22 protein-coding genes and 3 pseudogenes are annotated in these 24,286 nt (G+C 35.4%); 14 read left to right on the top strand and 11 right to left on the bottom strand.

The genetic code is table 11. From position 1 onward, the window contains the following. Positions 1–178: 178 nt before the first annotated feature. Together G5B32_RS14500 and G5B32_RS14495 are read left to right on the top strand one after the other, a co-directional pair. Complete coding sequence (locus G5B32_RS14500; protein WP_165292234.1) at positions 179–2,122, top strand: ATP-binding protein; 1,944 nt, start codon at positions 179–181, stop codon at positions 2,120–2,122. 41 nt (positions 2,123–2,163) lie between these two features. Beyond that, on the top strand, positions 2,164–2,433 hold the full coding sequence (locus tag G5B32_RS14495; RefSeq protein ID WP_165292233.1) for a hypothetical protein: 270 nt from the start codon (positions 2,164–2,166) through the stop codon (positions 2,431–2,433). Here the strand turns inward: G5B32_RS14495 and G5B32_RS14490 are convergent, their stop codons facing one another. Continuing rightward, entirely contained in the window at positions 2,434–3,417 is a 984-nt protein-coding gene (locus G5B32_RS14490) for a hypothetical protein (protein WP_165292232.1), read from the bottom strand. A 175-nt stretch (positions 3,418–3,592) separates the two neighbouring features. Between G5B32_RS14490 and dctA the strand changes: the two genes are divergently transcribed. From dctA to G5B32_RS14465, 5 genes and pseudogenes are all read left to right on the top strand, one after another. After that, entirely contained in the window at positions 3,593–4,861 is a 1,269-nt protein-coding gene (dctA, locus tag G5B32_RS14485; RefSeq protein ID WP_165292231.1) for a C4-dicarboxylate transporter DctA, read from the top strand. Positions 4,862–4,964: 103 nt separating this feature from the next. Next, positions 4,965–5,213, top strand: a pseudogene (locus G5B32_RS17740) (hypothetical protein); the annotation flags it as partial. Then, positions 5,098–5,475: pseudogene (locus G5B32_RS17380) on the top strand (lysoplasmalogenase family protein); the annotation flags it as partial. The pseudogenes G5B32_RS17740 and G5B32_RS17380, both read left to right, overlap by 116 nt. A gap of 172 nt (positions 5,476–5,647) precedes the next feature. Then, the gene (locus G5B32_RS14470; protein WP_165292229.1) at positions 5,648–6,163 is read left to right on the top strand and encodes a hypothetical protein; all 516 of its coding nucleotides are present in this window, start codon (positions 5,648–5,650) and stop codon (positions 6,161–6,163) included. 98 nt (positions 6,164–6,261) lie between these two features. Beyond that, positions 6,262–6,867, top strand: a complete 606-nt coding sequence (locus tag G5B32_RS14465) for a DoxX family protein (protein ID WP_165292228.1) — start codon at positions 6,262–6,264, stop codon at positions 6,865–6,867. An 86-nt stretch (positions 6,868–6,953) separates the two neighbouring features. Here G5B32_RS14465 and G5B32_RS14460 read toward each other — a convergent pair whose 3' ends face one another. From G5B32_RS14460 to G5B32_RS14450, 3 genes are all read right to left on the bottom strand, one after another. After that, positions 6,954–9,065: a type IA DNA topoisomerase gene (locus tag G5B32_RS14460; RefSeq protein WP_165292227.1), complete on the bottom strand. Its 2,112-nt coding sequence runs from the start codon at positions 9,063–9,065 to the stop codon at positions 6,954–6,956. Positions 9,066–9,151: 86 nt separating this feature from the next. Further along, entirely contained in the window at positions 9,152–10,498 is a 1,347-nt protein-coding gene (locus G5B32_RS14455; RefSeq protein ID WP_165292226.1) for a deoxyguanosinetriphosphate triphosphohydrolase, read from the bottom strand. Between the two features lie 59 nt (positions 10,499–10,557). After that, a complete protein-coding gene (locus tag G5B32_RS14450) occupies positions 10,558–11,028 on the bottom strand; it encodes a hypothetical protein (RefSeq protein ID WP_165292225.1) in 471 nt (156 codons plus the stop codon). A gap of 87 nt (positions 11,029–11,115) precedes the next feature. Here G5B32_RS14450 and G5B32_RS14445 point away from each other — a divergent pair, with 87 nt between their 5' ends. Beyond that, positions 11,116–12,177, top strand: a complete 1,062-nt coding sequence (locus G5B32_RS14445) for an aldose epimerase family protein (RefSeq protein WP_165292224.1) — start codon at positions 11,116–11,118, stop codon at positions 12,175–12,177. Positions 12,178–12,292: 115 nt separating this feature from the next. Here the strand turns inward: G5B32_RS14445 and G5B32_RS14440 are convergent, their stop codons facing one another. The 5 genes from G5B32_RS14440 to mtaB all read right to left on the bottom strand — a co-directional run bounded on the left by G5B32_RS14440 (position 12,293) and on the right by mtaB (position 16,677). After that, positions 12,293–12,748 carry a PepSY-like domain-containing protein gene (locus G5B32_RS14440; protein WP_165292223.1) on the bottom strand — a complete coding sequence of 152 codons (456 nt, stop codon included), beginning with the start codon at positions 12,746–12,748 and terminating at the stop codon, positions 12,293–12,295. Positions 12,749–12,777: 29 nt separating this feature from the next. Then, positions 12,778–13,218: a PepSY-like domain-containing protein gene (locus G5B32_RS14435; protein ID WP_165292222.1), complete on the bottom strand. Its 441-nt coding sequence runs from the start codon at positions 13,216–13,218 to the stop codon at positions 12,778–12,780. Between the two features lie 80 nt (positions 13,219–13,298). Further along, positions 13,299–14,585, bottom strand: a complete 1,287-nt coding sequence (locus G5B32_RS14430; RefSeq protein WP_165292221.1) for a sensor histidine kinase — start codon at positions 14,583–14,585, stop codon at positions 13,299–13,301. After that, entirely contained in the window at positions 14,586–15,257 is a 672-nt protein-coding gene (locus G5B32_RS14425; RefSeq protein ID WP_165292220.1) for a response regulator transcription factor, read from the bottom strand. A 100-nt stretch (positions 15,258–15,357) separates the two neighbouring features. Continuing rightward, positions 15,358–16,677, bottom strand: a complete 1,320-nt coding sequence (mtaB, locus tag G5B32_RS14420; protein WP_165292219.1) for a tRNA (N(6)-L-threonylcarbamoyladenosine(37)-C(2))-methylthiotransferase MtaB — start codon at positions 16,675–16,677, stop codon at positions 15,358–15,360. Between the two features lie 162 nt (positions 16,678–16,839). Between mtaB and G5B32_RS14415 the strand changes: the two genes are divergently transcribed. The 6 genes and pseudogenes from G5B32_RS14415 (at position 16,840) to G5B32_RS14390 (ending at position 20,571) form a co-directional block, all read left to right on the top strand. Next, on the top strand, positions 16,840–17,661 hold the full coding sequence (locus G5B32_RS14415; RefSeq protein WP_165292218.1) for a thymidylate synthase: 822 nt from the start codon (positions 16,840–16,842) through the stop codon (positions 17,659–17,661). 46 nt (positions 17,662–17,707) lie between these two features. Beyond that, a complete protein-coding gene (folA, locus tag G5B32_RS14410) occupies positions 17,708–18,202 on the top strand; it encodes a type 3 dihydrofolate reductase (protein ID WP_165292217.1) in 495 nt (164 codons plus the stop codon). Between the two features lie 84 nt (positions 18,203–18,286). After that, positions 18,287–19,243: pseudogene (locus G5B32_RS14405) on the top strand (5'-nucleotidase). An 11-nt stretch (positions 19,244–19,254) separates the two neighbouring features. Continuing rightward, positions 19,255–19,773 (top strand): GNAT family N-acetyltransferase, encoded by a 519-nt coding sequence (locus tag G5B32_RS14400; protein WP_165292216.1) that lies wholly within the window; start codon positions 19,255–19,257, stop codon positions 19,771–19,773. A gap of 206 nt (positions 19,774–19,979) precedes the next feature. Further along, positions 19,980–20,240 (top strand): hypothetical protein, encoded by a 261-nt coding sequence (locus tag G5B32_RS14395; RefSeq protein ID WP_165292215.1) that lies wholly within the window; start codon positions 19,980–19,982, stop codon positions 20,238–20,240. Continuing rightward, positions 20,230–20,571 (top strand): cupin domain-containing protein, encoded by a 342-nt coding sequence (locus G5B32_RS14390; RefSeq protein ID WP_165292214.1) that lies wholly within the window; start codon positions 20,230–20,232, stop codon positions 20,569–20,571. Before G5B32_RS14395 ends, G5B32_RS14390 begins: the two co-directional genes overlap by 11 nt. 35 nt (positions 20,572–20,606) lie before the next feature. Here the strand turns inward: G5B32_RS14390 and G5B32_RS14385 are convergent, their stop codons facing one another. Then, a complete protein-coding gene (locus tag G5B32_RS14385) occupies positions 20,607–21,524 on the bottom strand; it encodes a peptidoglycan DD-metalloendopeptidase family protein (protein WP_165292213.1) in 918 nt (305 codons plus the stop codon). A gap of 55 nt (positions 21,525–21,579) precedes the next feature. Beyond that, on the bottom strand, positions 21,580–24,027 hold the full coding sequence (locus G5B32_RS14380; RefSeq protein ID WP_165292212.1) for a phosphocholine-specific phospholipase C: 2,448 nt from the start codon (positions 24,025–24,027) through the stop codon (positions 21,580–21,582). Positions 24,028–24,286: the final 259 nt, after the last annotated feature.

The following is a 24,286-nucleotide window of genomic DNA, read 5'->3' as shown; positions in this document are numbered from 1 at the left end:
ATAGAAACTTTTTCAGTGTCCTCTAAATAGACAAGCCTTTTTTATTGAATAACAATGGATTGGGTGAAAATGAATTTTTAGATATAATTATTTATATTTGATTACTACATTATAACCTATCATGCTACCAAACCAAATAACAAAACTATTCGTAGTTTTAATTAGCCTTGTATTATGCATGCCATTACTTCATGGGCAATCGATTAATGTCGATAGTTTATTAAAACGTGTACACCCGACTAATCCTGATTCCATAAATGGTCAGATATATTATGATCTTGCACGTAATAATTATGCTAATGACACTAAAAATGCATTACAATGGGCGAAATTGGGAACAAAATATTTTTCCAAAACAGAACACACTCATCTAATGACCCGCTGTATGAATTTGGAAGCAGTTTGCCTATTCATACTTGATAGACATGAAGAAAGCATTGGCCGTCATTATGAAATACTCAAGATAAGGGAAGAAAAAAAAGACACTTTAGGAATGGCCGAAACCTTGCTGAATATAGGTAATGTATATTATCGAGGCCAAGATAAAGAGCAAGCCATCAAATTTTACCACAAAAGCCGCGACTATGCTTTAAAATATAATAACATCAAGTTATTATCCAGTTTAAACAATAATCTAGGAAATTATTATGAAGATAAATATCTCGAAACAGGCAAGGATAAAGATAAGAATGCCGCTATAAAACATTTAAAAGAAGCAATTTTATACAAAGAAAAACTTAGCACAGATCGCACTTTAGAAAAAACTTACAGCATTTTGGCAGGGGTTTATTTTGAAGCCAAAGATTACACAAAAGCCTTGCATTTTGCCGAGAAAGCTAATGAGTTAGCTCTTCATTATAAGAATGATGAAGCTGTTGGAAGTAGTAAAATGTATATAAGTAAAATTGCGCTTGCTCAAAAGGATGCGGAATTAGCAGAAAAAACCTTAGATGATTTGTATAGCTACATTGCAAATAATAAAGCCTTTCACATTTTGAATATGTATGATGAGGAGATGGTTATTTTACGGGACAAAATCCGAAATTTGAGATCTAATACGCAGGAAATCGATTCTGTCCAAGAAACTAACTATAACAGCCTACTTCTTTCTCGTCAAAAAATACGAGAAGAGCTCAATATCAAATACGAGACAGAGAAGAAAGAATTAGAAAATGCCAATCTTTCATTAAAAAATAAAATAGCACAAGATAAAGCAGAAAAAAACAAGTTAATTAGCATAATATCTTCAGTTTTCGCTTTAGCTTTACTCTTACTTATTTTGAATCTAATCAAGAAAAATAAAGCGATTTCAAAATCCGAACAATCTATCAAGCAACAAGCTGCTCAATTGTACGAACAAAACAACATGTTAAAACAATCAGAAGCTTTTAAGGCAAAATTGTTTTCGATCATTTCGCATGACCTTAAATCGCCCATCAATTCCCTTAACTTAATCGTACAGATGTCAACAGAGCAGCAGCTCTCACTAGAAAATTATGCTTATTTGATGAGTAATGTCAAACAAGAATTGGATATCACATCTAATTTGCTCAATGATCTCCTATTTTGGTCTAAAGCACAGATGAAATCCAATTCGGTCAAATGGGAAGATTTTGACTTAAATTTGATAACAGAAAAATGTATAATCACATTATCCTCCAGTATAAGAGTAAAACAATTACATGTAAGAAATAATCTGCCAAAAGAATTTATTATTACAGGAGATGAAATGCGCTGTGAATTTGTGATTCGAAATATACTCCACAACGCCATTAAATACAGTGAGTTTTACCAAGAAATTGAAATTGGTGCTCATGATAAACATATTGTTTGGGATTTCTACATAAAAGATAATGGAGTTGGAATTTCGGACGACCATTTACAAAAGATGTTTCTTCATGACGAATCCAGAAAAAGTACGAAAGGCACATTAAATGAACAAGGAGCTGGAATTGGACTGTTGCTTTGTTATGATTTTGTAGAGAGCTTAGGCTGGTCGTTAGAAGTAGAATCAGAAATCGGTCAAGGCACGACTTTTCACATTTATATTAAGAAAAGCAAGGTACAAAACAGCGTGAACGAGAATAAAACTGGAAATAAAACAGCGTATCGATTGAATTAATTAATGATTCGAATAAGTTAGATATCCTTATCTTTGTCCCTATGGATATAAATAAGGGACTTTTAGTAAATATTGTATTGCTGATACACATGGCGCTTACTGGCATCATGTTGTTTCGGTTATTCAAATTGAAGAATGCGACTGGTGGCCAGCTTATCTTAACCTTTATTGCTTTAACTATTCCTGTAATAGGGCCCTCAGCATTGATTGCTTATTATAACAATCAAGCTAAAAAGCAGCAAGTTGCAGAAACAAATAAAAAACAAGCCTTTACAACTTCACGGAAGTACAAAAAGATAAAGAATAAGTAATTATCCTTTTGTTAAGTCAATATCCGTTCTAAAATTGCCGTTTTCGTCTTCAATAAAAGACATTGGCTTTTCAGGATTTTGAATGATTTCGAACAATAAGAACCCCCACGGTTTCCAGAAATTCTCCAATACCTGTCCGTAAGTTTTCACTACCCAGTTATCAAAGATTGGTTTGAGTGTCCAATCATTCAACGGCATTGGTTCTACAAAGACTTTTTGCGGAGTTTCCATGTAAGTATACTCTGGCAAGCGATTGAATAAATAAGCCGAATAGAAATATCTTGCACAAATTTCCTCAAATTGCACTGGATGCAATTTCTTACCTTCAACTTTTGCTAACACTTCGTCATGATAAATCGCATGCGTACCATTATCTTGCAGTGTCGCAATAATCGCAAAATTCTTCATACGCAAGGAGAAAATCAACGTATTGATTTCATCACGATACAAAAATGTATTATCCGCATTATCTACCTCAAAAATCTGAACCGTAAAAGGATTTTTATGCTCAAATTCCATCGGAACAACAATAGACTGCAACATAGCATGCAGATTACGGAATTTATGTACCAAAGCTTGTGAGAAATTCATCTCTTCACCAGACATCACCGCTTGACGAATACCAGCTTGAATCTCATTAAACACAACACCATACAATATTTTGGCTACCCATTGAAAAAGAGTTTCTTGCGAAAGTTCCTTCACCGCAGCGTATCCATTTTGCATCGCACGCTCGACTTGTGATTCAACTTGTTCAAAAGCCAAGGCTGCATTCGCGGAACAAGGTAGTTGCAACTGCTTGTACGTCACAAAACTTTCATCCAACATTTTAAATGGTTTCTCCTCCAAAAAAAAAGCATGCATCATCCAAACTGGAAACACCTGAATCTTCTCATCTGCCGAAGTCAACTTCTCTCCTGTCAAAAAACACGTCGTATTATCAAATTTGAAATCTAAAAATGGATTGTAGAGTTTTGTTGTCATATCGAGAGCAAAGGTAATACAATTCGTACGTTATTGAATCCTTACTTTTCCTTATTACGATGAAGTGACGAAAAAAATAATACTTTTAAAGAGCAAGACATCTTTAGCGCTTTCAAGTTGCAAAAATTAAAGTTATTTTAGGCTCATAAATAATGCATACACCTAAAACCATCACATGAAGAAGCTTTTTAAAACCTTATATTTCCAAGTAATCATTGCCATCCTAATTGGTATTGCTTTAGGTCATTTTTATCCCGATTTAGGCGTTGCACTGAAACCTTTTGGTGATGGTTTTATCAAGCTTATCAAAATGATTATTGCTCCATTAATCTTTTGTAGTATAGTATTGGGTATTGCAGGAATGCAGGACGTAAAAAAGGTGGGAAAAATAGGTATTCGGTCGATGATCTATTTTCAAATTACCACTTTTACAGCTATGTTTATAGCACTACTCGTTGTCAATCTAGCTCAACCTGGTGCTGGAATGAATATCAATGTAGCGCATCTCGATACTTCTCAAGTAAGAAATTACATTGAAGGAGGCAAAGAGCAAAAAGGTATAGTTCAATTCTTACTCAACATCATTCCTAATAACATTATTGGCTCCTTAGCAGAGGGAAACATTCTTCAAGTATTATTCTTTGCAATATTATTAGGTTTTGCTTTTGCTAAAATGGGTGAAAAAGCAGAGCCTGTAAAAGTTGTTTTCCAATCTTTTCTTGATGGTATTTTCTTAGTCATCAAAATGATTATGAAAGTAGCACCTTTAGGGGCTATGGGGGCCATAGGATTTACTGTTGGTCGATATGGATTAGATATCCTAAAATCTCTAGGCATGATGATGCTTTGGTTTTATGTAGCTTGTTTAATTTATATATTCGTTTTTATAGGATTAATCCTATATCGCAATAAAATCAATCTATGGAAATTCTTAGAATACATTAAAGAAGAACTTCTAATTGTATTGGGCACTTCATCTTCAGAATCTGTGTTACCCGCAATAATGGAGAAACTAGAACGCGCAGGATGTAATAAATCCGTAGTTCGCTTGGTTATACCAACTGGGTATTCATTCAATCTTGACGGGACTGCTATTTATCTGACTATGGCTTCCGTGTTCTTGGCTCAAGCTATCAACCAACCCATGGGATTAAGTGAACAACTTTTCTTATTATTCGTCCTAACTTTCACGTCTAATGGTGCTGCAGGTGTTACAGGCTCAGGATTTATTATCCTAGCTGCTACTCTGCCTGTTGTTGGGCATATTCCAGTAGAATCGATTGCTATTGTATTCGGAATAGACCGTTTTATGAGTGAAGCACGTGCATTAACTAATATTATTGGAAATGCTACCGCAGGTCTTGTAATGGCGAAATGGGAAAATGAACTGGATATGGAACAGTTGAATAAGGTGTTGAATAAAGAAGAATTGACATCGGAATAAAATGAGCGAGTACATCTGCTCTTATTAATAATTGTTTTAATTCTTGACCAAGTAATCATAGGTTTTGAATTAAGTACATACTTACGGTTCTTTTACAAAGCCTTTATTGATTCCGATTCTCATTAGTTACTATGCTTGTAGTGTTAAGAAGAAGAAGTGGTTATTTATATCAGGCTTAGTACTAAGTTTCTTCGGTGACTTATTTTTAATGTTTTCGGGAGGATTTATTTGCAGGTCTAGCAAGTTTTCTAATCGCACATATTCTCTATATTTTAACCTTCAAAAAGCTATTCAAAAGACAAAACTTATTGTACCTTCCTGCAATATTGCTTTTTATAATTGGCTTATGTAGTTTCTTATATCCGCATTTAGGAGCAATGAAAACACCAGTATTCTTATATGCAATCACCATTGGCACAATGCTATATGTAGCTCTTGGCACCAATAAGAAATGGTTAATTATTGGCGCTGGATTATTTGTTCTATCGGACTCGATTTTGGCAATAAATATATTCTATCAAGAATCCTTATGGGGTAGCTTAGTTGTGATGATGACTTATGTCCTAGCACAATATTTCTTGGTAAAGGAGATGATAAAAAAAGAGATCGAATAAAAATACTTATGCAAAGCTATTAGTATACACATACTAAAACTATAGCACAACACAATAAACCTTTCGTATTTTAATAATACACTTGGACATTTTGGGGTAATTGATTAATCTATATAATTAAATTAATTATTGTATATTTAATTGGATAAATAACCTATTATAATCCTTCAAAATGAAAAAAACTCTTCTTTTACTTACCCTATTAGTCTTTTTATCAACAACTAATGGTCAAGAACAATACTTAAATAAAGATTTCGGATTTGAAGCTGTTATTCCTAAGGAATGGTCAGTTTACAAGGAAACTCCAGCACCTACGAGTAATTATATGATTATAGCTTGGGGTATGCCAAAATTATATTCCGAAATGGAAAAGGAGGAAATAGAAAACTCCGTATCTATTACCTGTATAAAATCACCTAACATCAAAGATGCAGAAGACTTAGCGGAAAAAGATTATAAAAGAGTAAGTGGATTTGCACAAAAAATTCACCGTCAAAAAGCAGATTCTAGTGAGATTTTAGCATACTATACAAGTAGTATTATAAAAATGAAATATTATGTTACAAAGCAATATTTCATTCATAGAAATGGTATTGGTTATATAATCAATTTCACCGCTACTCCAGGAACATTCACAACAAATCAACCAAAGTTTGAAGAATTCTTTAAAACAGTTAAGATTGAATAAATTTCATTAATAAAATAGCTAACCTTAAGGTTTTTAAAATATAAAAAAATCTATGGAAAATGGTTACCGAAAGCATCTTAGATAAAACAAAGCTAGCCATGGTAACTAAAAAAGAACTTAAGGAATTTATTATTTTAGGTATTCGGATTTTATTCTTTATTGTATTTATGTTCTATGGAGTTGGAAAGCTAACAGGTGGACAATTCGGAAATCTTACACCAGAGGAACTTAATACGCCTATTAAAGAGTTAAGCTTATTCAAAATTGGCTGGTATCTTTTCGACCATCAACCTTTCAAAGCCTTTATAGGAATAAGTCAAATTGTTGCTGCATGTCTATTACTTTTTAACAGAACATTTGTTTTAGGTTTACTCATTTTGACACCTATAATACTAAATATTCTAATAATAGATCTTACGATTATGCCCTATAGTTTAAAAGTGAGTTTCTTATTTAGACTGTCAACTTATTTGCTTTATATAGCTTTTATTATATGGTATTTTAGATATACATTTTTAAATGTATGGAATAAGATACGAGGAATTCGCAATTTTGAAAATCCAATTAAATTAAAATGGAAGTATGCTTATTTAATTATAATTGTCCCACTATTAACTTATCTTCCAGAAATCTTCATGTTTATATATGGTTTGGTATTCCATACCGATAAGATTATAGAAAACATCCAACAATCATTCAAATAGTTTACATCATCTCAAATGGAGAAATATCTTACCATTAGATTTCTCACTTCGCTACGTTTCGTTCGAAATGACGCATAAATCCTTCTTTATCCTACACTAACTTTAAAATCCTGAAAAACCAAAGGCGCATTCACTGTTTGACCTTCTTTGGTTTTTACACCTTTTAGTTCTGAAGTTTTGCCTTTTTCTAAGAGATTTTTCATTTCTTTCTCTTCAAGGAAAACACCATTTAACGTACGCCAGATTTTAAAATCACAACCTCGCGCATAATGATCGCATTGCGCGACTTTATCGTACAAATGAATATTTCCCGGCTGGCATTTTGGACATTTGATTTTACCTTTTTGTTGGGGTTTTATCTCCTCTTGCGGAATCGACATACGAAGTTGTAAAAGTTCTTTGGTGATTTTTACCGTATAATCCTTGATATGCTTCATAAAGACATCATATGACACTTTATTAGCACGCATTTCCTCCAATTTCTGTTCCCACTTACCAGTCAATGTCACTTTAGCAATCGAGCGGTCTTTGACCAAATTATAAACTGCTAATCCTTTTTCCGTAGGAATCAATTTCTTCTTATCACGTTTGATATAATCACGTTGAAACAATGTTTCAATCGTTGCAGCACGTGTCGCGGGTGTCCCCAATCCACAGTCTTTCATCGCCTGACGCATCTCCTCGTCTTCGATTTCCTTACCCGAAGTCTCCATTGCTTTCAATAAAGAAGCCTCAGTATGTATGGGTCTAGCCTTCGTAAAACGTTCAGATAACTCTAGGGAAAGAATTTCCAACATTTCTTCTGCTGTCAACTTAGGCAACTGCGCATTTTCATTGTCCTGATCATCATTGTTTTTATCTTCATCAGGAAGCTCGACTTGATCTGCAGACAAACGCCAACCGTATTGCTTTATCACGGTTCCTTTGGCAATCAACTCCACGCCTGCTGCGTCAATGGTCACAGTCGTAATATCTTTCAAACAGACTTCCGAAAAACTTTCGACCATACGCTTCGCAATCATATTGTAGATATTTTGCTGCTCCTTGAGCATCGGACCCGGTTTCTCATCCGTCACCAATAAAGCGTGGTGATCCGTTACTTTTTTATCATCGACAGAACGTTTATTAAGCTTTGCGCCAATTAAATTACGCGAAATAGCAGCAATACTTTCATCTGCTGTGTCCGCTAAATGCTGGAATAATGATTCAATTTGTTCAAAAACATCTTCACCAATATAACGCGAACCTGTACGAGGGTAAGTAATCACCTTTTTCTCGTATAAAGTTTGGGCAATACTCAATGTTTGATCTGCAGAATAACCATACTTTTTATTGGCATCTTGTTGCAACGAAGTCAAATCAAAAAGCAACGGAGGTTGTTCTTTGGTTTCTTTAGCTTCCACTTTAACGACTTTAGCTTCCGAACCAACCGTTATTTTAGCAACAGTTTCTTCGGCTACATCTTTTTTATCGATTTTATCTGAAGTAGCTTTAAACGATATATTATCTTTTTCAAAACCTGCCTGAATCTTATAAAAAGCCTGCGGTTTGAAATCCTTATTCTCTAAGTAACGTGAACAAATCATTGCCAAAGTGGGCGTTTGTACACGTCCTAAGGACAATAATCCTTTATTTCCAGCAGCCAACGTAATAGCTTGGGTAGCATTGATACCAATCAACCAGTCCGATTCCGAACGGGAACGCGCAGATTGATACAAGCTGTCGTATTCTGTACCATCTTTCAGATTAGCAAAACCTTCTTTAATAGCTTTATCGGTTTGAGAAGAAATCCACAAACGCTTGAAAGGGACTTTAGATCCTAAATAATAATAGATATTGCGAAAGATTAATTCACCCTCGCGCCCAGCATCCGTTGCCACAATGATTTCTTCAGCTTTATCCAGCAAGCCTTTGATGATATTGACTTGTTTCAAAGCGCCCGTATCATCAACTTGCTTTCCGTCTTTACGAATTTTCTTTACCTCTAAGCCAAATTTTTGTGGGATAATAGGCAAATTAGCTACTGACCAAGTGTTATAGCCATAGGCTTGAGGCGTACACAACTGCACCAAATGCCCAAAAGCATAAGTGAAGGCATAACCATTTCCCTCAATATATCCATCTTTCACATCCTTCGCCCCCATTACACGCGCTAAATCTCGAGCGACGGAAGGTTTTTCTGCTATTACTACTTTCATATATCTTTTAGACAAGAAATTTGAGACAAAAGACAATAGACTAACTATTTATCTTTCATCTCAAATCTAACATCTGTTTATCTACTTTAATCTAATGAAGGAATTGAAATCCCTTTTATTTTACGATACAAATCTACAGCATAGACATCGGTCATTCCTGACACGAAATCCAATACCGCACGTATTTTGGAATACGCATCTTCCTTATCTGTATGAAACTGTTCAGGTATCATAGCCACCAATTTCTTATCGAACATCGTTTTATTTGTTTTCAAATACGCTGGCACAAATTCTTCCAATAAAGCATTCATTACTTTATAACCTGCAATTTCTATTTGCACAACTGTCGGAGCATTATAGATACGTGCCACAGAAACTTTCTCAATCTTCTTCATTTGTTTCACGATTTCTGTATCTAAAGCATCCACTAATGAACTTTCAAAAGCTCCTGTAAGAAATTTATCTTGATTTTGGACAAATACAGAAGCACAACCTTGAATTAAGGTATTAATGGCTTTCGCTCGTAATAATTCAACTCTTGATCCTTTATCACCTAAACTTTCCAAACGCGCTTTCAGGCTTTCGCTACCACACAATGGAAGTAGCAAATCCTCAACCTCTTCGTAAGACAATATTTTTAAATGATGTGCATCTTCTAAATCAATGATATTATAACAAATATCATCTGCCGCTTCGACCAAATACACCAAAGGATGACGTAAATAGCCGTTTGGATTGGTAGGATCTTTTTGTAGGCCTAATTCCAGCGCTATTTTCTCAAATGATTCTCTTTCTCCTTCGAAAAAACCATATTTTTTGCGGTGATGATTACCTTTCACATGTCCATCAATCGCCGAGCAAGGATATTTTACGATGGATGCTAAGGTAGCATATGTCAATGCAAATCCTTTTGGATCTTTCCCATTGAAAGCATGTGTCAAAATACGCAATGCATTAGCATTACCTTCGAAATGGGTTAAATCTGACCATTGTTTTGGTGTAACCTGCTCCTGATATTTTTTTCCCTCACCTTCGGTAAAATAAGATGAAATCGCTGCCTCTCCCGAATGTCCAAATGCTGGATTTCCCAAATCATGCGATAGACAGGCAGCAGAAATAATATTTCCTACCTCTTGCAAATAAGGTACTTCTTCATCGATTTTAGGGTATTCTTGTTTCATCAAATTATAAAACAAACGCCCCAAAGATCGTCCTACCGAAGCGACTTCCAAACTATGAGTCAGACGATTGTGTACAAATACAGCTCCTGGTAAAGGAAAAACTTGTGTCTTATTCTGTAAACGTCGAAATGGCGAGGAGAATATTAAACGATCATAATCCCGTTGAAATTCAGATCTTGCATCAAATTGCTCATGTGACTCACGTCTTTCATAGCCCCACCGTTTAGCAGATATAAGTTGTTTCCAGTTCATTAAGATATCGGATTTTTTCAGCGACAAATATACGCTTTCTGACTTATAACATTAGTGCGCTATTTTTCATTTGGCTTGAGAAAGCCCATCAACAAATTAACCAAACCAATAGGCTGAATTAATAAAAATAGCCAAAACAAAGATCGGTAAATGGTTTCACGGCCGCTAACATTGTGGTAATCACTGCGTAAATCATGTACAGAATTATACGTTTGTGACTCTACAGCTTCTTGAAGAGAAAATGTATTATTGTCCCAAAGAATTAAGACTAAGGCTAATATTAAATACGATATTAAATGGAGATAAATCAGGCCTTCGCTATATAAAATTGAACCAAAAAAATGATAAAAGCCCCACAAGCAAATACCTATACCCACCACTAAATAAAGAAGCCATTTGGTTTCTATTAAATTCGTCTCCCAACCTGCATTAAGCACCAAATGATGCGTTTCATCGACAAAAATAAACGTATAAATGAATAACAGGATTGCCAAAAAAGCAAATGATAGGTAAACGTACTTTTTTTCCATACTCCTAAATATAATACAAAAATTCCTTTTCTTCATCTTGTCAACGTTTTTTCTTATTTTTAGCAAAAAGTATAATCAATTAGACTAATGAGCACTAGCTATATATTACCCGAGGTAGAGAAATTTGAAGGAAATCTAAACGGTAAGAACACCCACTTATTTACTTTAAAAAATAGAGCTGGAATGCAAATCGCATTGACAGACTATGGTGCAAGACTTGTTAGTGCTTTAGTACCCGACAAGAATGGCAATTTAATCGATGTGGTATTGGGATTTGATAGCATAGAAGGTTATCTAAAGGCTAAAGAATTATATCATGGTGCCACAATTGGTAGATTTGCCAACCGCATCGCTAATGGTAAATTCGTAATTGATGGACAAGAATACACCTTACCGCAAAACAATGGAACTAATTGCTTGCATGGTGGGCCAGAAGGATTTCATACGAAAGTGTGGGATAGACAAGTGAGTTTTCGTAAAAAAGTAACCTTTTATTATGTATCACCTGACGGTGAGGCTGGGTTTCCAGGGGAAGCAAAAATTTCGGTTACCTACGAACTAACTGATGATAACGAAATCATAATTAATTTTAGAGCGACTGCTGAGAAACGTACTATTATCAATTTAACGAATCATGCTTATTTCAATCTAAATGGAGAAGGAAATGGCGATATTCTGAATCATCTCGTTCAAATTAATTCGAACCTATTGATTGAAATAAATGAAAATCAGTTGCCATCAGGACATTTGAAAGATGTTACTGGAACAGTATTCGACTTTACACAAGAAGCTAAAATAGCGGATAGAATTGGTGCTGAAGACAATCAATTACATATTGCCAAAGGTTTTGACCACAGCTACATCAATGAAAATGCGTACTCTCAAGTAGCTGCGTCAGCTTATAGTCCTGAGTCAGGTATTACTTTGGAATTGTATACAGATTACCCTACTGTACATCTTTATTCTGGCAATTATTTATCAGATGATTTAGGTAAATCAGGTAAAAAATATTTAGAAAATGGTGGTTTTTGTTTCGAAGCGCAGCATCACCTCGATCATCCAAATCAGTCAGCATTCCCACAATTTATCTTAGAACCAGGGAAAGAATACAATTTCAATATGAAATATAAGTTCTGTATTCGTAAATAAAATTTCAAAACAAGCCAATAAGAGCGACATTGGAATATTATAAAAAAAATTAGGGACAACAGTGGTTGTCCCTTTCCTCATTTACCAAAATGAAATTATAGTGTATGTGTTAGGATTATCTGTCAATACGGATGAAGTTCCCTTCTTTGTCGAATACTAAATCCACATCATTCGTCAATTCTACATCAAAACCATTCAACTCTCTATCGATACCATTTATACCAGCTGATGCGTAATTAGTCGTAACATAATCAACAATTGTGGGTAAGATAAAAGCTGTATTAGGTAATGCTTGTGTGTCATTTCTCATTTCTACATCTTGCCATAAACCTGCATTATCAAATTTAATGTCAACACCATTATCTAATTTCACTTCATATTCATAAGATGACATGCCTTCTTTGTCTTTGACAGTGGAGATAATTTTAGCACTTCCAAAATATTCGTTTACGAAAGTTTTAGATACTGTTGGTAATTCTTCATTTGAAATTAACTGATCGTCTTTATCACATGAAGTCATTGTAAATACGACTGCAGATAACAAAGCGATTTTAGAAAATAAATTTTTCATAGTCTATATATTAGTGTGTTATTCAATAATTAATCATCAATACGTAAGAATTTTCCTTTAGAATTAAATTCCAGATCCAATCCATTAGACAATTCTACTTCATATTTAGAAGATTCTTTCGAGATTTTCACAATCTTGTTATTTGGAAAGCTCTTCGCTACATAAACTTTAATAGGCTGTGGAATTAACGCCGCAGGTACAGCTTTATGTTTCAAATCAATTTCTTTCCAATTTCCATTTTTGTCAAATTCAAATTCCGAGCCATCATTCATTTTTACTTCGTATGATTTTTTGAAAAGCTCATCTTCCATTTTGATATAGGAAATACCATTTGTAGCACCGTGCGCTTTTAAGAAAGTTTGCGCTTGCTTAGGCAATTGAGATAATTGAATAATTTTATCTTGGGCATTAACAGCTAAACTTGCTGCCATTAATCCTATTACTGAAAGTGTTTTAAACATTGTTTTCATCTGTTATCCTTTTGATTACACTACAAAATTCAGAACAGATTTGGGAAAGATTTGGGAAAATCGAACCTATTTAAAAAAAATTACTCAACTTTTTTAATTTCAAACACTTGCATATTATTTTGGTAAGCGTACTGAATCTTTAAAGGAGGGTATTTCTCCAGAATAGTATGCACAATAGACAGGCCTAGACCATTAGAATTATGATCTTGATTGCCTTTATAAAATCGTTCAAAGATATAATCTGGATTTAAGGCTCGCTCTGTGCTGGTATTGGAAACAGAAATAGCATTACTAGAAATATCTATAGCAATCGATCCCGATTTCAAATTATACTTAATTGCATTGCTCAACAGATTCGAAAATAAAATCTGCATCAAATCGGTATTCGCATCCACTAGGAACTCTCCCTTCTCCTGAAAATCCACTTTGATATCTTTGTATTGCAATACATCTTCGTAATCCATTAATAAATCTCGGACTATTGTATTAACTAGTACGTTATCGTTGCCGGCGTATTGTTGATTGTTGATACGTGAAAGCGTTAACAAACTCTTATTGAGGTTTACCATCCGTTGCAAAGAACGTTTTGCCTCTACGATTCGAACCGTATCATCTTCATTTAGATGGGAGTTTTCAAGCACAAGTTCGAGTTTGTTGATTCCAACAGCCAATGGTGTCTGTAATTCATGCGCAGCATTTTCCAAAAAACGCTTTTGATTATCAAAGACCTTTTCATTTTGTTGAATCATATGCGAAATATGATTGTTCAAGTCATTAAACTCGGAAACCGGTGAAGATACCGCTTCAAAACTGTTCGCTTTACCAAAACGATATTTGGAAAGATTCTTTAAAATTTGTTTGAAAGGTTGCCATGCACGTCCCAACATATAGTGGTTAATAATCAAAATACTCAACACAATAACCACGTACAGCACCAATAAAGAAATAGCCAGATTAATCAAAAAATCATCCTCTTCAACGGTGGAAGTGCGAATTTCCAAATGATAAGGTTTTCCTGATGCATCATAAAAGCCCGTACGTAAAATTCGGTAAGGCTCCTCTTCTGCATCATATGGCATGTAGATAAATTCTTTCGAGAATTTATTTTGGTCGACGGTTTCTTCCAGATTTTCGACCTTACGAATCACAAATTGATTGATACCAAATTCTTTGGATTCTTCAATCAGTTTTGGATTGCTATACACCTCACGGATAATAAGGATTTTTTGATTTTTCAGCCCATCGTCGATATTGTCATAGACTTCATCCATAATGACTGCATAGAACAATGCAGCCCACACAGCCATTACAATTAAGATAGCAATACTAACATATCTGTTGGTATAATTTTTTACAGAAATAGCCATTTAAATCAATTTATATCCCACACCGTACACCGCTTGAATATCACAATCGGCATTGGCAGATTTCAATTTCTTACGAAGGTTTTTTATTTGCGAGTAGATAAAATCTAAATTATCCGCTTGATCAGCATGGTCACCCCACACCGTTTCAGCTAATGTAGATTTTTCCTGTAATTTATTTGGACGAAGCATGAAATAGTAAAAAAGATCGTACTCTTTTCGATTCAAAGTAAGATTCACACCATTAATTTTCACCTCTCTAGTTTCGGGATTCAAGCTTACATTTTTGTATCGCAAAAGCTGTTCACCATCCTGTGCATTGCGACGAATAATAGATTTTAGTCGCGCCAATAATTCCGCAAAATGAAATGGTTTTGCTAAATAATCATCTGCTCCAATTTCTAATCCAGCAACTTTATCTTCTACAGAATCTTTGGCCGAAAGAATCAAAACTGGGCTTTTGACCTGATTAGCACGCATTTCCCTCAGCACATCCATTCCCGAACCTCCAGGAAGCATAATATCCAGCAATACACAATCATAAGGATAGTTCATCACTTTGTCCACCGCTTCCAAATATGTCGAAGCGGTTTCTACCAAAAACTTCTCTCCTTCCAAAAATTCACGAATGCCCTGTTGTAGTGCTAATTCATCTTCGACAATTAATACTTTCATAGTAGAAACAATATTACAATAAGAATTGGGAATATTTTAGGAATTTACCGAAATATTCGGACATAAAAAAGGGATGATTACTCATCCCTTTCTGTTTATTTTAGTGTGCCAAAAGCTCTGGCAATTCTTCTATATCAACATCTCCTGATTCAGAAATGGAAGTGAATTTGACCGGAACAATCTCATTAACTAACAATGGATCGTAAGGTGTACGTACTTTCACATAGTTTTTAGAAAATCCGTGCATATAACCATCCTTCTCATCTGATTCAAACAACACCTCTCCGATGGCACCCAAATTTTCTTCATAGAAAGCACGACGCTTTTTCTCCGAAAGGATATGCAACATCTTACTACGATCCGAACGTTGCGCTCCCGGTACGGCACCTTCCATCTGTGCCGCAATCGTGTTTTCACGTTCTGAATAAGTAAATACATGCAAATACGAAATAGGCAGATCATTCAAGAAATTGTAGGTATCGATAAAATCTTCTCGTGTCTCACCAGGGAAACCCACAATCACATCCACACCTATACAAGCATTTGGCATCAACGATTTAATTTTCGCTACGCGCTCTGCATACAACTCACGTTTATAGCGACGACGCATTTTTGCCAACACCTTGTTATTTCCCGATTGCAATGGCATATGAAAATGCGGAACAAAACGTTTGGACTGTGCTACAAATTCGATAATCTCATTAGCCAACAAATTCGGTTCAATCGATGAAATACGAATACGGTCAATACCTTCTACTTCGTCCAATGCCTTTACCAAATCCAAGAATTTGTCCTGACGTTTGCCATCACGAATACCGAAATCTCCAATATTCACACCCGTCAACACAATTTCTTTCACACCGGAAGCTGCAATTTCTTCCGCTTGACGCACAATATCTTCTATTTTACCCGAACGACTAGCCCCACGTGCCAATGGAATCGTACAAAATGTACATGAATAATCACATCCGTCTTGTACTTTTAGGAAAGTACGCGTACGGTCACCAATCGAATAAGCCGTCACAAATTGGTTCGTCTCATCAATCGGTGCATTATGAACAACCGCTTTCTCTTGTTTGGTCAAGTCATTGATATGCTCAATAATATTGAATTTCTCCGCAGCACCCAATACCATATCCACACCAGGAATTTCTGCGATTTCTTGCGGTTTCAATTGCGCGTAACAGCCTACAATTGTGATATATGCATTTGGCGAATATTTCAACGCTTCCTTCACCACCTTTCGACATTTCTTATCCGCATTGTCCGTCACCGAACACGTGTTGATTACATAAACGTCTGCTGGCGAATTGAATGGCGTGGTATCATAGCCTGCATCTTTGAACTGACGTCCAATAGATGAAGTCTCCGAAAAATTCAACTTACAACCCAGTGTATAGAAAGCTACTTTTTTATTCATAATAAGTTGCAAAAATACGCTTTTTTTTAGACTTACCTTTATAGTTATAAGATTTGAGATGCCAATGACATTTTTAAAAGTAAAAGCACTTTTTCCTTCCCGCTAATTTCAGTAGTTTTGAATATTCTAAAATCGTAGAAAATCTTTAAAACTTACTGAAACATGAAACAATATTTAGATTTACTAAAACACGTATACACCACAGGAGTGGACAAAACAGATAGAACGGGTACGGGTACACGCAGTGTTTTTGGTTATCAAATGCGTTTCAATCTTCAAGAAGGTTTTCCGATTATAACGACTAAAAAACTGCATTTACGGTCGATTATCCACGAATTGATTTGGTTTTTGAAAGGAGAAACTAATATCAAATACCTTAAGGATAATGGGGTAAGCATTTGGGATGAATGGGCAGATGAGAACGGTAATTTAGGACCGGTATACGGTTCGCAATGGCGCTCTTGGCCAACACCGGATGGCAGACATATCGACCAAATCACGCAAGTGATTAATCAGTTGAAAAATTCACCGGATTCACGCCGTATTATTGTCTCAGCGTGGAATGTCGCGGAAATCGAAAACATGGCTTTGCCGCCTTGTCACGCTTTCTTCCAGTTCAATGTAGCTCCCGCACAACCAGAAAAAGGAATTTTGAAACCGCAACTTTCCTGTCAATTGTACCAACGTTCTGCGGATATTTTCTTAGGAGTACCGTTCAATATTGCTTCTTATGCGCTATTGACGATGATGGTAGCGCAAGTATGTGATATGGAAGCTGGTGAATTTATACATACGTTTGGGGATGCCCATATCTACAGCAATCACTTCGAACAGACAGAATTGCAATTGTCTCGTGAGCCAAAACCGCTTCCTACAATGAAAATCAATCCAGAAGTGAAGGATATTTTTGATTTTAAATTTGAGGATTTTGAGTTGGTGGGTTATGAATTCCATCCGCATATCAAAGCTCCGGTGGCGGTATAGAGCTTTAGAGAATGAGATAATTTGGAGATTTGAAAATTAACAATCAATGAGTGATACTAAAATAACATTAATCGTAGCTGCTGCGGAAAATAATGCCATTGGCAAAAACAATCAGATGCCTTGGCATTTGCCGAATGATTTTAAATACTTTAAGAAAAATACCTTAGAACATTCTGTCGTGATGGGTCGCAAGACTTTTGAATCGATTGGAAAACCACTTCCTGAGCGTCGCAATATTATTTTGACGCGTGATATGAACTATAGCCACGATGAAGTGGATGTAGCGAATAGTGTGCAAGAGGTATTAAACTATTGCCGTGACGAGCGCGAAATCTTTATTATCGGTGGTGCAGAAATCTACAAGCAAACTTTGCCTTTAGCAGATAAAATATTGTTGACTCGTGTACATACCACAATAGATGGCGATGCGTATTTCCCTGAATTATTAGATCATGAATGGAAATTAGTAAGCGCTGAAAAGCACGAAAAAGACGAAAAACACACTTTTGATTATACGTTCGAAGTATACGAAAGAGCGTAATAATATTTAACTTTCCTTCCAAAACAAACTCCCCGATACTTTTGGAAGGGAAGAATTTTTAAGAACCAATAAAATATTGAAATTATGCCTGTTGATTTGTCAGAAATCTTAGTAATTGGAGTTTCAAGTAGAGCTCTATTTGATCTTGAAAAAGAAAATCAAATTTTCGAAAGTGAAGGTATTGCAGGATATAGGAAGTTTCAGCAGGAAAACGAAAATGAGCCTTTAAATCCAGGAACTGCGTTTCATTTAGTTCAAAGCTTGCTACATTTAAACAATGATGCTAAAAAAAGGATTGTAGAGGTTGTAGTAATGTCGTGAAATAGTCCAGAAACAGGAGTAAGGATAATGAACTCAGTCAGACAATACAAGTTAGATATTTCTAGAATGGCTTTCAGTGGAGGTGAGCCATTAGCCCCCTATATTGATGCATTTGATATAGATTTATTTCTAAGTAAAGATTCAAAAGATGTTCAATCTGTAATAGATTCCAAACAATGCGCTGCAGCATATATATATTCTCCTCCTACAGAGTTTAAATCAACTGATAATAGAGTGAAAATAGCTTTCGATGCTGATGCTGTAATATTCTCAGATGATTCCGAAAGCAGATATAAAAAAGAAGGGTTAGATGCTTTTCATAAATTTGAACTAGAGAATGAAGATGTCGAACTTGGTGAAGGTCCGTTTGCAAAACTTCTTATTAAACTTTCAAAAATTCAAGAACAATTTCATACAACTATTGAATTATCACCTTTGAGACTAGCGATAGTAACTGCAAGAAATGCACCTGCTCATATGAGAGTTATTAAAACATTAAGAAAATGGGGGGGGGTATACGTTGATGAAGCTTATTTTTTAGGAGGTCTTTCAAAAGATAAAGTTCTTAAAGCTTTTGGTGCTCATATTTTCTTTGATGATCAAGATGTTCATCTCAAAGACTCTTCAAAATATGTTCCATCGGGTAGAGTTCCTTATGCATCTGACTCTCCTTTATATACCCCTGATATGGAAAACATAACATTAATTAAAAATCAATAATTAAAGACACCATGCCTCCTACCATCCGACAAGAACAACCCAAAGATATCCAAGCGGTTTATCAAATTAATAAACAAGCTTTTGAACAAGAAGCTGAAGCAAATTTAGTCGATGCTTTGCGTCACAGTGATACTTTTATACCCGAACTTTCATTAGTTGCAGAACTAGATAATCAACTGGTTGGGCATATACTTTTTACCAAGATTAAAATTGTAAATGGCGATTCAGCAATCGAATCTTTAGCGTTAGCGCCAATGGCAGTTAGTGCGGATTTTCAAAAGCAAGGCATTGGCGGACAACTCATTCGCGAAGGATTAAAACGTGCGGAGGAATTAGGTTTTGGTTCTGTTATAGTCCTGGGTCATGAACATTATTACCCGAAATTTGGTTTTGAACCTGCGTCCAAATGGGAAATTAAAGCGCCTTTTGAGGTACCTGATGAAGTTTTTATGGCACTTGAATTAATTCCAAACGCTTTAGAAGATGTAAATGGAACGGTACAATACCCAAAAGAATTTAATGAGGTTTAAAATATATTATAGATGAAACCACTGAGAAAATCTGAAGCCCATGATTTTGGATAATACGAAAGCACTCAAACTATTAGAAAAGAAAAAAATATTAGAGGCGCTCAAAGAATATAATAAATCAAGCAATTAGTAATGTAGGGCACATTTTTAGTCATTTATAATGCTTATTTTTACGTCTAAAAATTAGCTTAGCCTACATATACACTATGGAATTAACAAGTCTATTCGAACAGAGCACACAAGAACTAAACAAGAAACTAAAACAACTTAAAACTGAAAAAATCATTAATGCCGTACTTGTAGGATTCACCATTGGCGTTTTTGCTTTCAGTGCCTTCAAAGGAGGATTGGGATTCGGATCAATTTTGACATTATTAGTAGCCTATTTTTTCATCAGGAATGCAAACAAAAGCAATACGCTTGCCAAAGAAATAGAAAAAGAACTTGAATTGCGAAATGCAAAATAAATTATCAAAACCATTTTATTCGGATAAAGAAAACGATTGGGAAATAATAGATGCCCATGTAAAACGAAAAATCTGTGTCTATACGCCAGATCTTATGCTGGTCAAAGTCAGATTTACAAAAGGAGGCATTGGCGCATTACATCAGCATCCGCATACTCAAATCTCTTTCGTACAATCGGGTAAATTTAAATACACCATAGGGGAAGAAACAAAAATTATAGAAGCCGGTGATAGCTGTATTATTCAAGGAAATATAATTCACGGATGTGAATGTCTTGAAGATGGAGAGCTTATTGATAGCTTTTCCCCTTATCGAGAAGATTTTATTTAATGCACAAAGGCTTCCTTAATGGAAGCCTTTGATCTTTATTTGCCTAATTTTTTGAGTTCACGTTTAGAAAGTTCTTTTTGAATAATCTCATCCGAAAGCTGAACTTCGTATTTTTGTTTTCCTTCAAGGTTTATATTTCCAGCATTAGTTATAAATAGTGGATTTACCCAACCATAATAACTTTCTGCTGTAGTTACATTTTTGTTTTCTTCAAATATTTGGTCTACATTCTTTAGGTAATAGACAGAAAAAGAAATAGCATATTGATTATTACCACGCTTCATATTTCTACCGAGCTCTTGTCCAGGAATGACTGTCTCCCCTACTCTTACATTAATACTTCCTTTAGCAAAACCCGAATACATAGCCAAGGTACCATCTTCATGCTCAATGATTATTTTATTGGATTCTGAAGAATAAGAAACACGCTCTTCATCGATTTCTTCTTTATCATTTTCTACTTGTAACACCAATCCTTTGCGCGAAGCGGTCACTATCGATTGTTCTTTCGTTACTAAGTAAAATACTTTCCAATCCTCAGGTTGTTTGCTTCCAAAATATTTAGAACGTAAAAATCCGGCTTCTCGTACTGCTACTTCTGTTGAAACAGGATAGGGTAAAGCGTAAACAAAATCCTTCGAGATTTTGGGATTCAATTTACCTCTCACATACCTGTATGTGTACGAATAAGTTATAGACTGGTCTTTATTGATAGGTTGTAATGTTACGATATTTCCAGAAAAACCATTAACAGTAAAAACCGTATTCCGCAATGAACTATTGGATAGCTCTTTGAATTTAAGGATGACGGTTGAAGAACCAGCTTCCATCTTCTCATATTCAATATCTATAGATTTATCCGAATTTCGTTTTGAAGATAATTTTAAATTTCCTTCTTGAGCCGTTGAGACCAAGACTATCAATATTAAGAAAAAGGATAGTAAATTTCGCATGAATATAATTGTAGTATCTTCTTAAATATAAATAAATTTTTCCTAGATAAAAACATTATGCCATTAACGGATCTGAAATACTAGGCTGACCATTCTCTATTCTACCCGCGTACTGTCTCTCCCAACCGTCAGCTTTTAAGGTAAAATCATACCAGCGACCATATTCCTGTGTATCAACTTCCAAGGTCATGGATTTTTTTGATTTCAGAGACACGGTCAGTTTTTTGCCTGTATAAGCATTATAACAATCGATATTTTGTGTACCTCTGCCTGTATTTTCCAGTTGTAAAATAAGATTACTTTTAGCAGAATAACTTACCGTTACCTTAATGTGGGTTTTATCGTGCGTACTCTGATATTTTCTATAAAATCCATTTGGTCCATGTACGGCGAGGTTATATGTACCCTTCTCTGCCTTTCTCCAAAGGTGATTTATTTTATCACCCGCTTTTACAGCAAAAGATTTACTAAAACGGTTCATGCCCGACAGATCATATACATTGAAAGCACATGCCAAAGCTTTCGTTCCAAAGAGCTTATCTGATGCTTCAAAAGTCAATTCTACTTGCCCCTGTTGCTGAGATTCATGAACATATAACTCATAATGCAATGCATTGGAAGGTTTGGTACCTTGCTCTTGAAAAGGCAGCTGCGGTAGTTTTTCCCCTGCCTTTATCTTTTCTACTTCTGCGGGAGTAAATTCTTTGTAGCCATCTGGAAGGGGTTTATTCTTAGCACTATTTATTTCCGAAATCTGCCGTTTCATATCCAGAAAATCTGGCAAATTCATTTTCTCTTGTGAATTGTATGTTCGGAACACCGAGGTTAAATCCCCCGTAATAGCTCTGCGCCATTTAGAAATATTTGACTCTAAAACATTCTTATTATACTTTTTATTCAGAAACACTTCCAAAAACTGAATAGTGGAAGTAATATCACATACTTCGGAATTAACCCATCCACCTCTTGTCCACGGTGACGCTACAATAAGCGGAACACGATAGCCCAATCCTACTGGCCCTTCCGTGGCATTGGATTCACTTACTCCCGAAGCCAATTCCTGTTCTTTGGTTACATATTCTGTCAGCAAATCTGATTTTAAATCTTCCGATACCATACCTGAAGTAATATCTGATGGTTTAGGCGCTACGAAAGGAGGAATATGATCAAAATACCCATCGTTTTCATCGTAATTGAGAATAAAGATGGTTTTCTTCCATACTTCTGGATTCTTGGTCAAAATATTCAATATTTCCGAAACATACCAAGCACCATACATCGGTGCACTTGGATGATCGGAGAAATGTTGAGGAGCGACCAACCAACTTACTGTAGGTAATTTGCCTTGTTCTACATCCTGGCGAAATTGATGCAATACATCACCTTTTGGCACACGAATCGTAGTACCTTCGAATTCTATTTCTTCTGTTTCGTGATAAAAAGGCTCTCCTTCATTGGTTTGAAAAGCTCGTTCGTGTAATTCTTTTTCAAAATCTGACAACTTAGCATAGTTTTCCGCGGAATATTGTTCCGCCTCACGTTTGAAACTTTCTAACTGATTCTGTTTTTGCGTCAGCGTATTTTTAACCTTTTGGGCATTTGGATCAGCAGCAAGTTCTTTTTCCAGTGCTTCTATTTCTGCTGGAAGCTCCTTTATTCTACGTTGGTAGAACTCGATATGGCTTTTCTTAAAACGTACATTGTATTGCTCAAACCACTCCAAGTTATTGTCCGTAAAATTGCCCAATAATCCTTCGTCATTACCAGACACTTCATTTTGTAAGCTAATTTCGTTCTGATAAACTTTCCAATTGATTCCGCTTTCCTGCAGGTGTTCGGGAAAAGTTTTCCAGCTCGCCATGTTGTTATAATAGGTATCAGAATTGCGCACTAACGGTTTTAAACCAGCAGACTCCGTACATTTACCTGTCCAAAAATAATGGCGGTTAGTCGTTGTTCCTGTGATAGAGGAGCAGAAATGCTGATCGCATATGGTGAAAGCATCCGCAAAAGCATAATAAAATGGAATATCCTCGCGTGTGTAATACCCCAATGTCAGCGGTAAATATTTATATTCTTTGCGACCAGATTGTTTCCAATCCAACCATTTATCAAACTTACCTTCATTCCAGGCTCCGATCTGATTCTCCCATGAATGGGGTAAATCACCACTCCAACTTGCCTTCGAATTTTTGATATCCATGCGAAATGGTGCGAATGTATGTCCTTGCTTATTCGATTGAAGCCAGACAGGATTACCATTTGTAAGCGTGATGGCACGACGATCATTAAATCCTCGCACGCCTCGCAATGTACCAAAAGAATGGTCAAAAGAACGGTTTTCCTGCATCAACAAAACGATGTGTTCGGCATCTAAAAAGGTCGAACCTTCAATAGGGTCTATGGCCAATGCCGCTTCAATAGATTTGGGTAAATGTGAAAATATTCCGAATGAACCAGCTAATATTCCAGCTTTTTTAATAAATGATCTTCTGTTTTCCATGCAAGAGAAACATATTGGTTATAATGTGTACAAGATATAAAACCTTCAAAAGAAAATATAGTAAAATCTATTAGAAGCTGTACAAAGATGAAGTAAATAATAAATTATAGATCAATAAAGAGGAGCCTCTAGGCAGAGAACTCCCCTAACACACACACTATTATTATTTGAAAGGAATAATCAATTTAAAAATATCGAATGAGTTCTTAATAAATAACTATTCAATATAAATTTTGTCTTACTTCCTATAATTTAAGAG

It is taken from the genome of Sphingobacterium sp. SGL-16, assembly GCF_011043515.1.
Classification (GTDB): Bacteria; Bacteroidota; Bacteroidia; order Sphingobacteriales; family Sphingobacteriaceae; genus Sphingobacterium; species Sphingobacterium litopenaei.
This window is presented reverse-complemented; position numbering and strand designations above follow the sequence as displayed.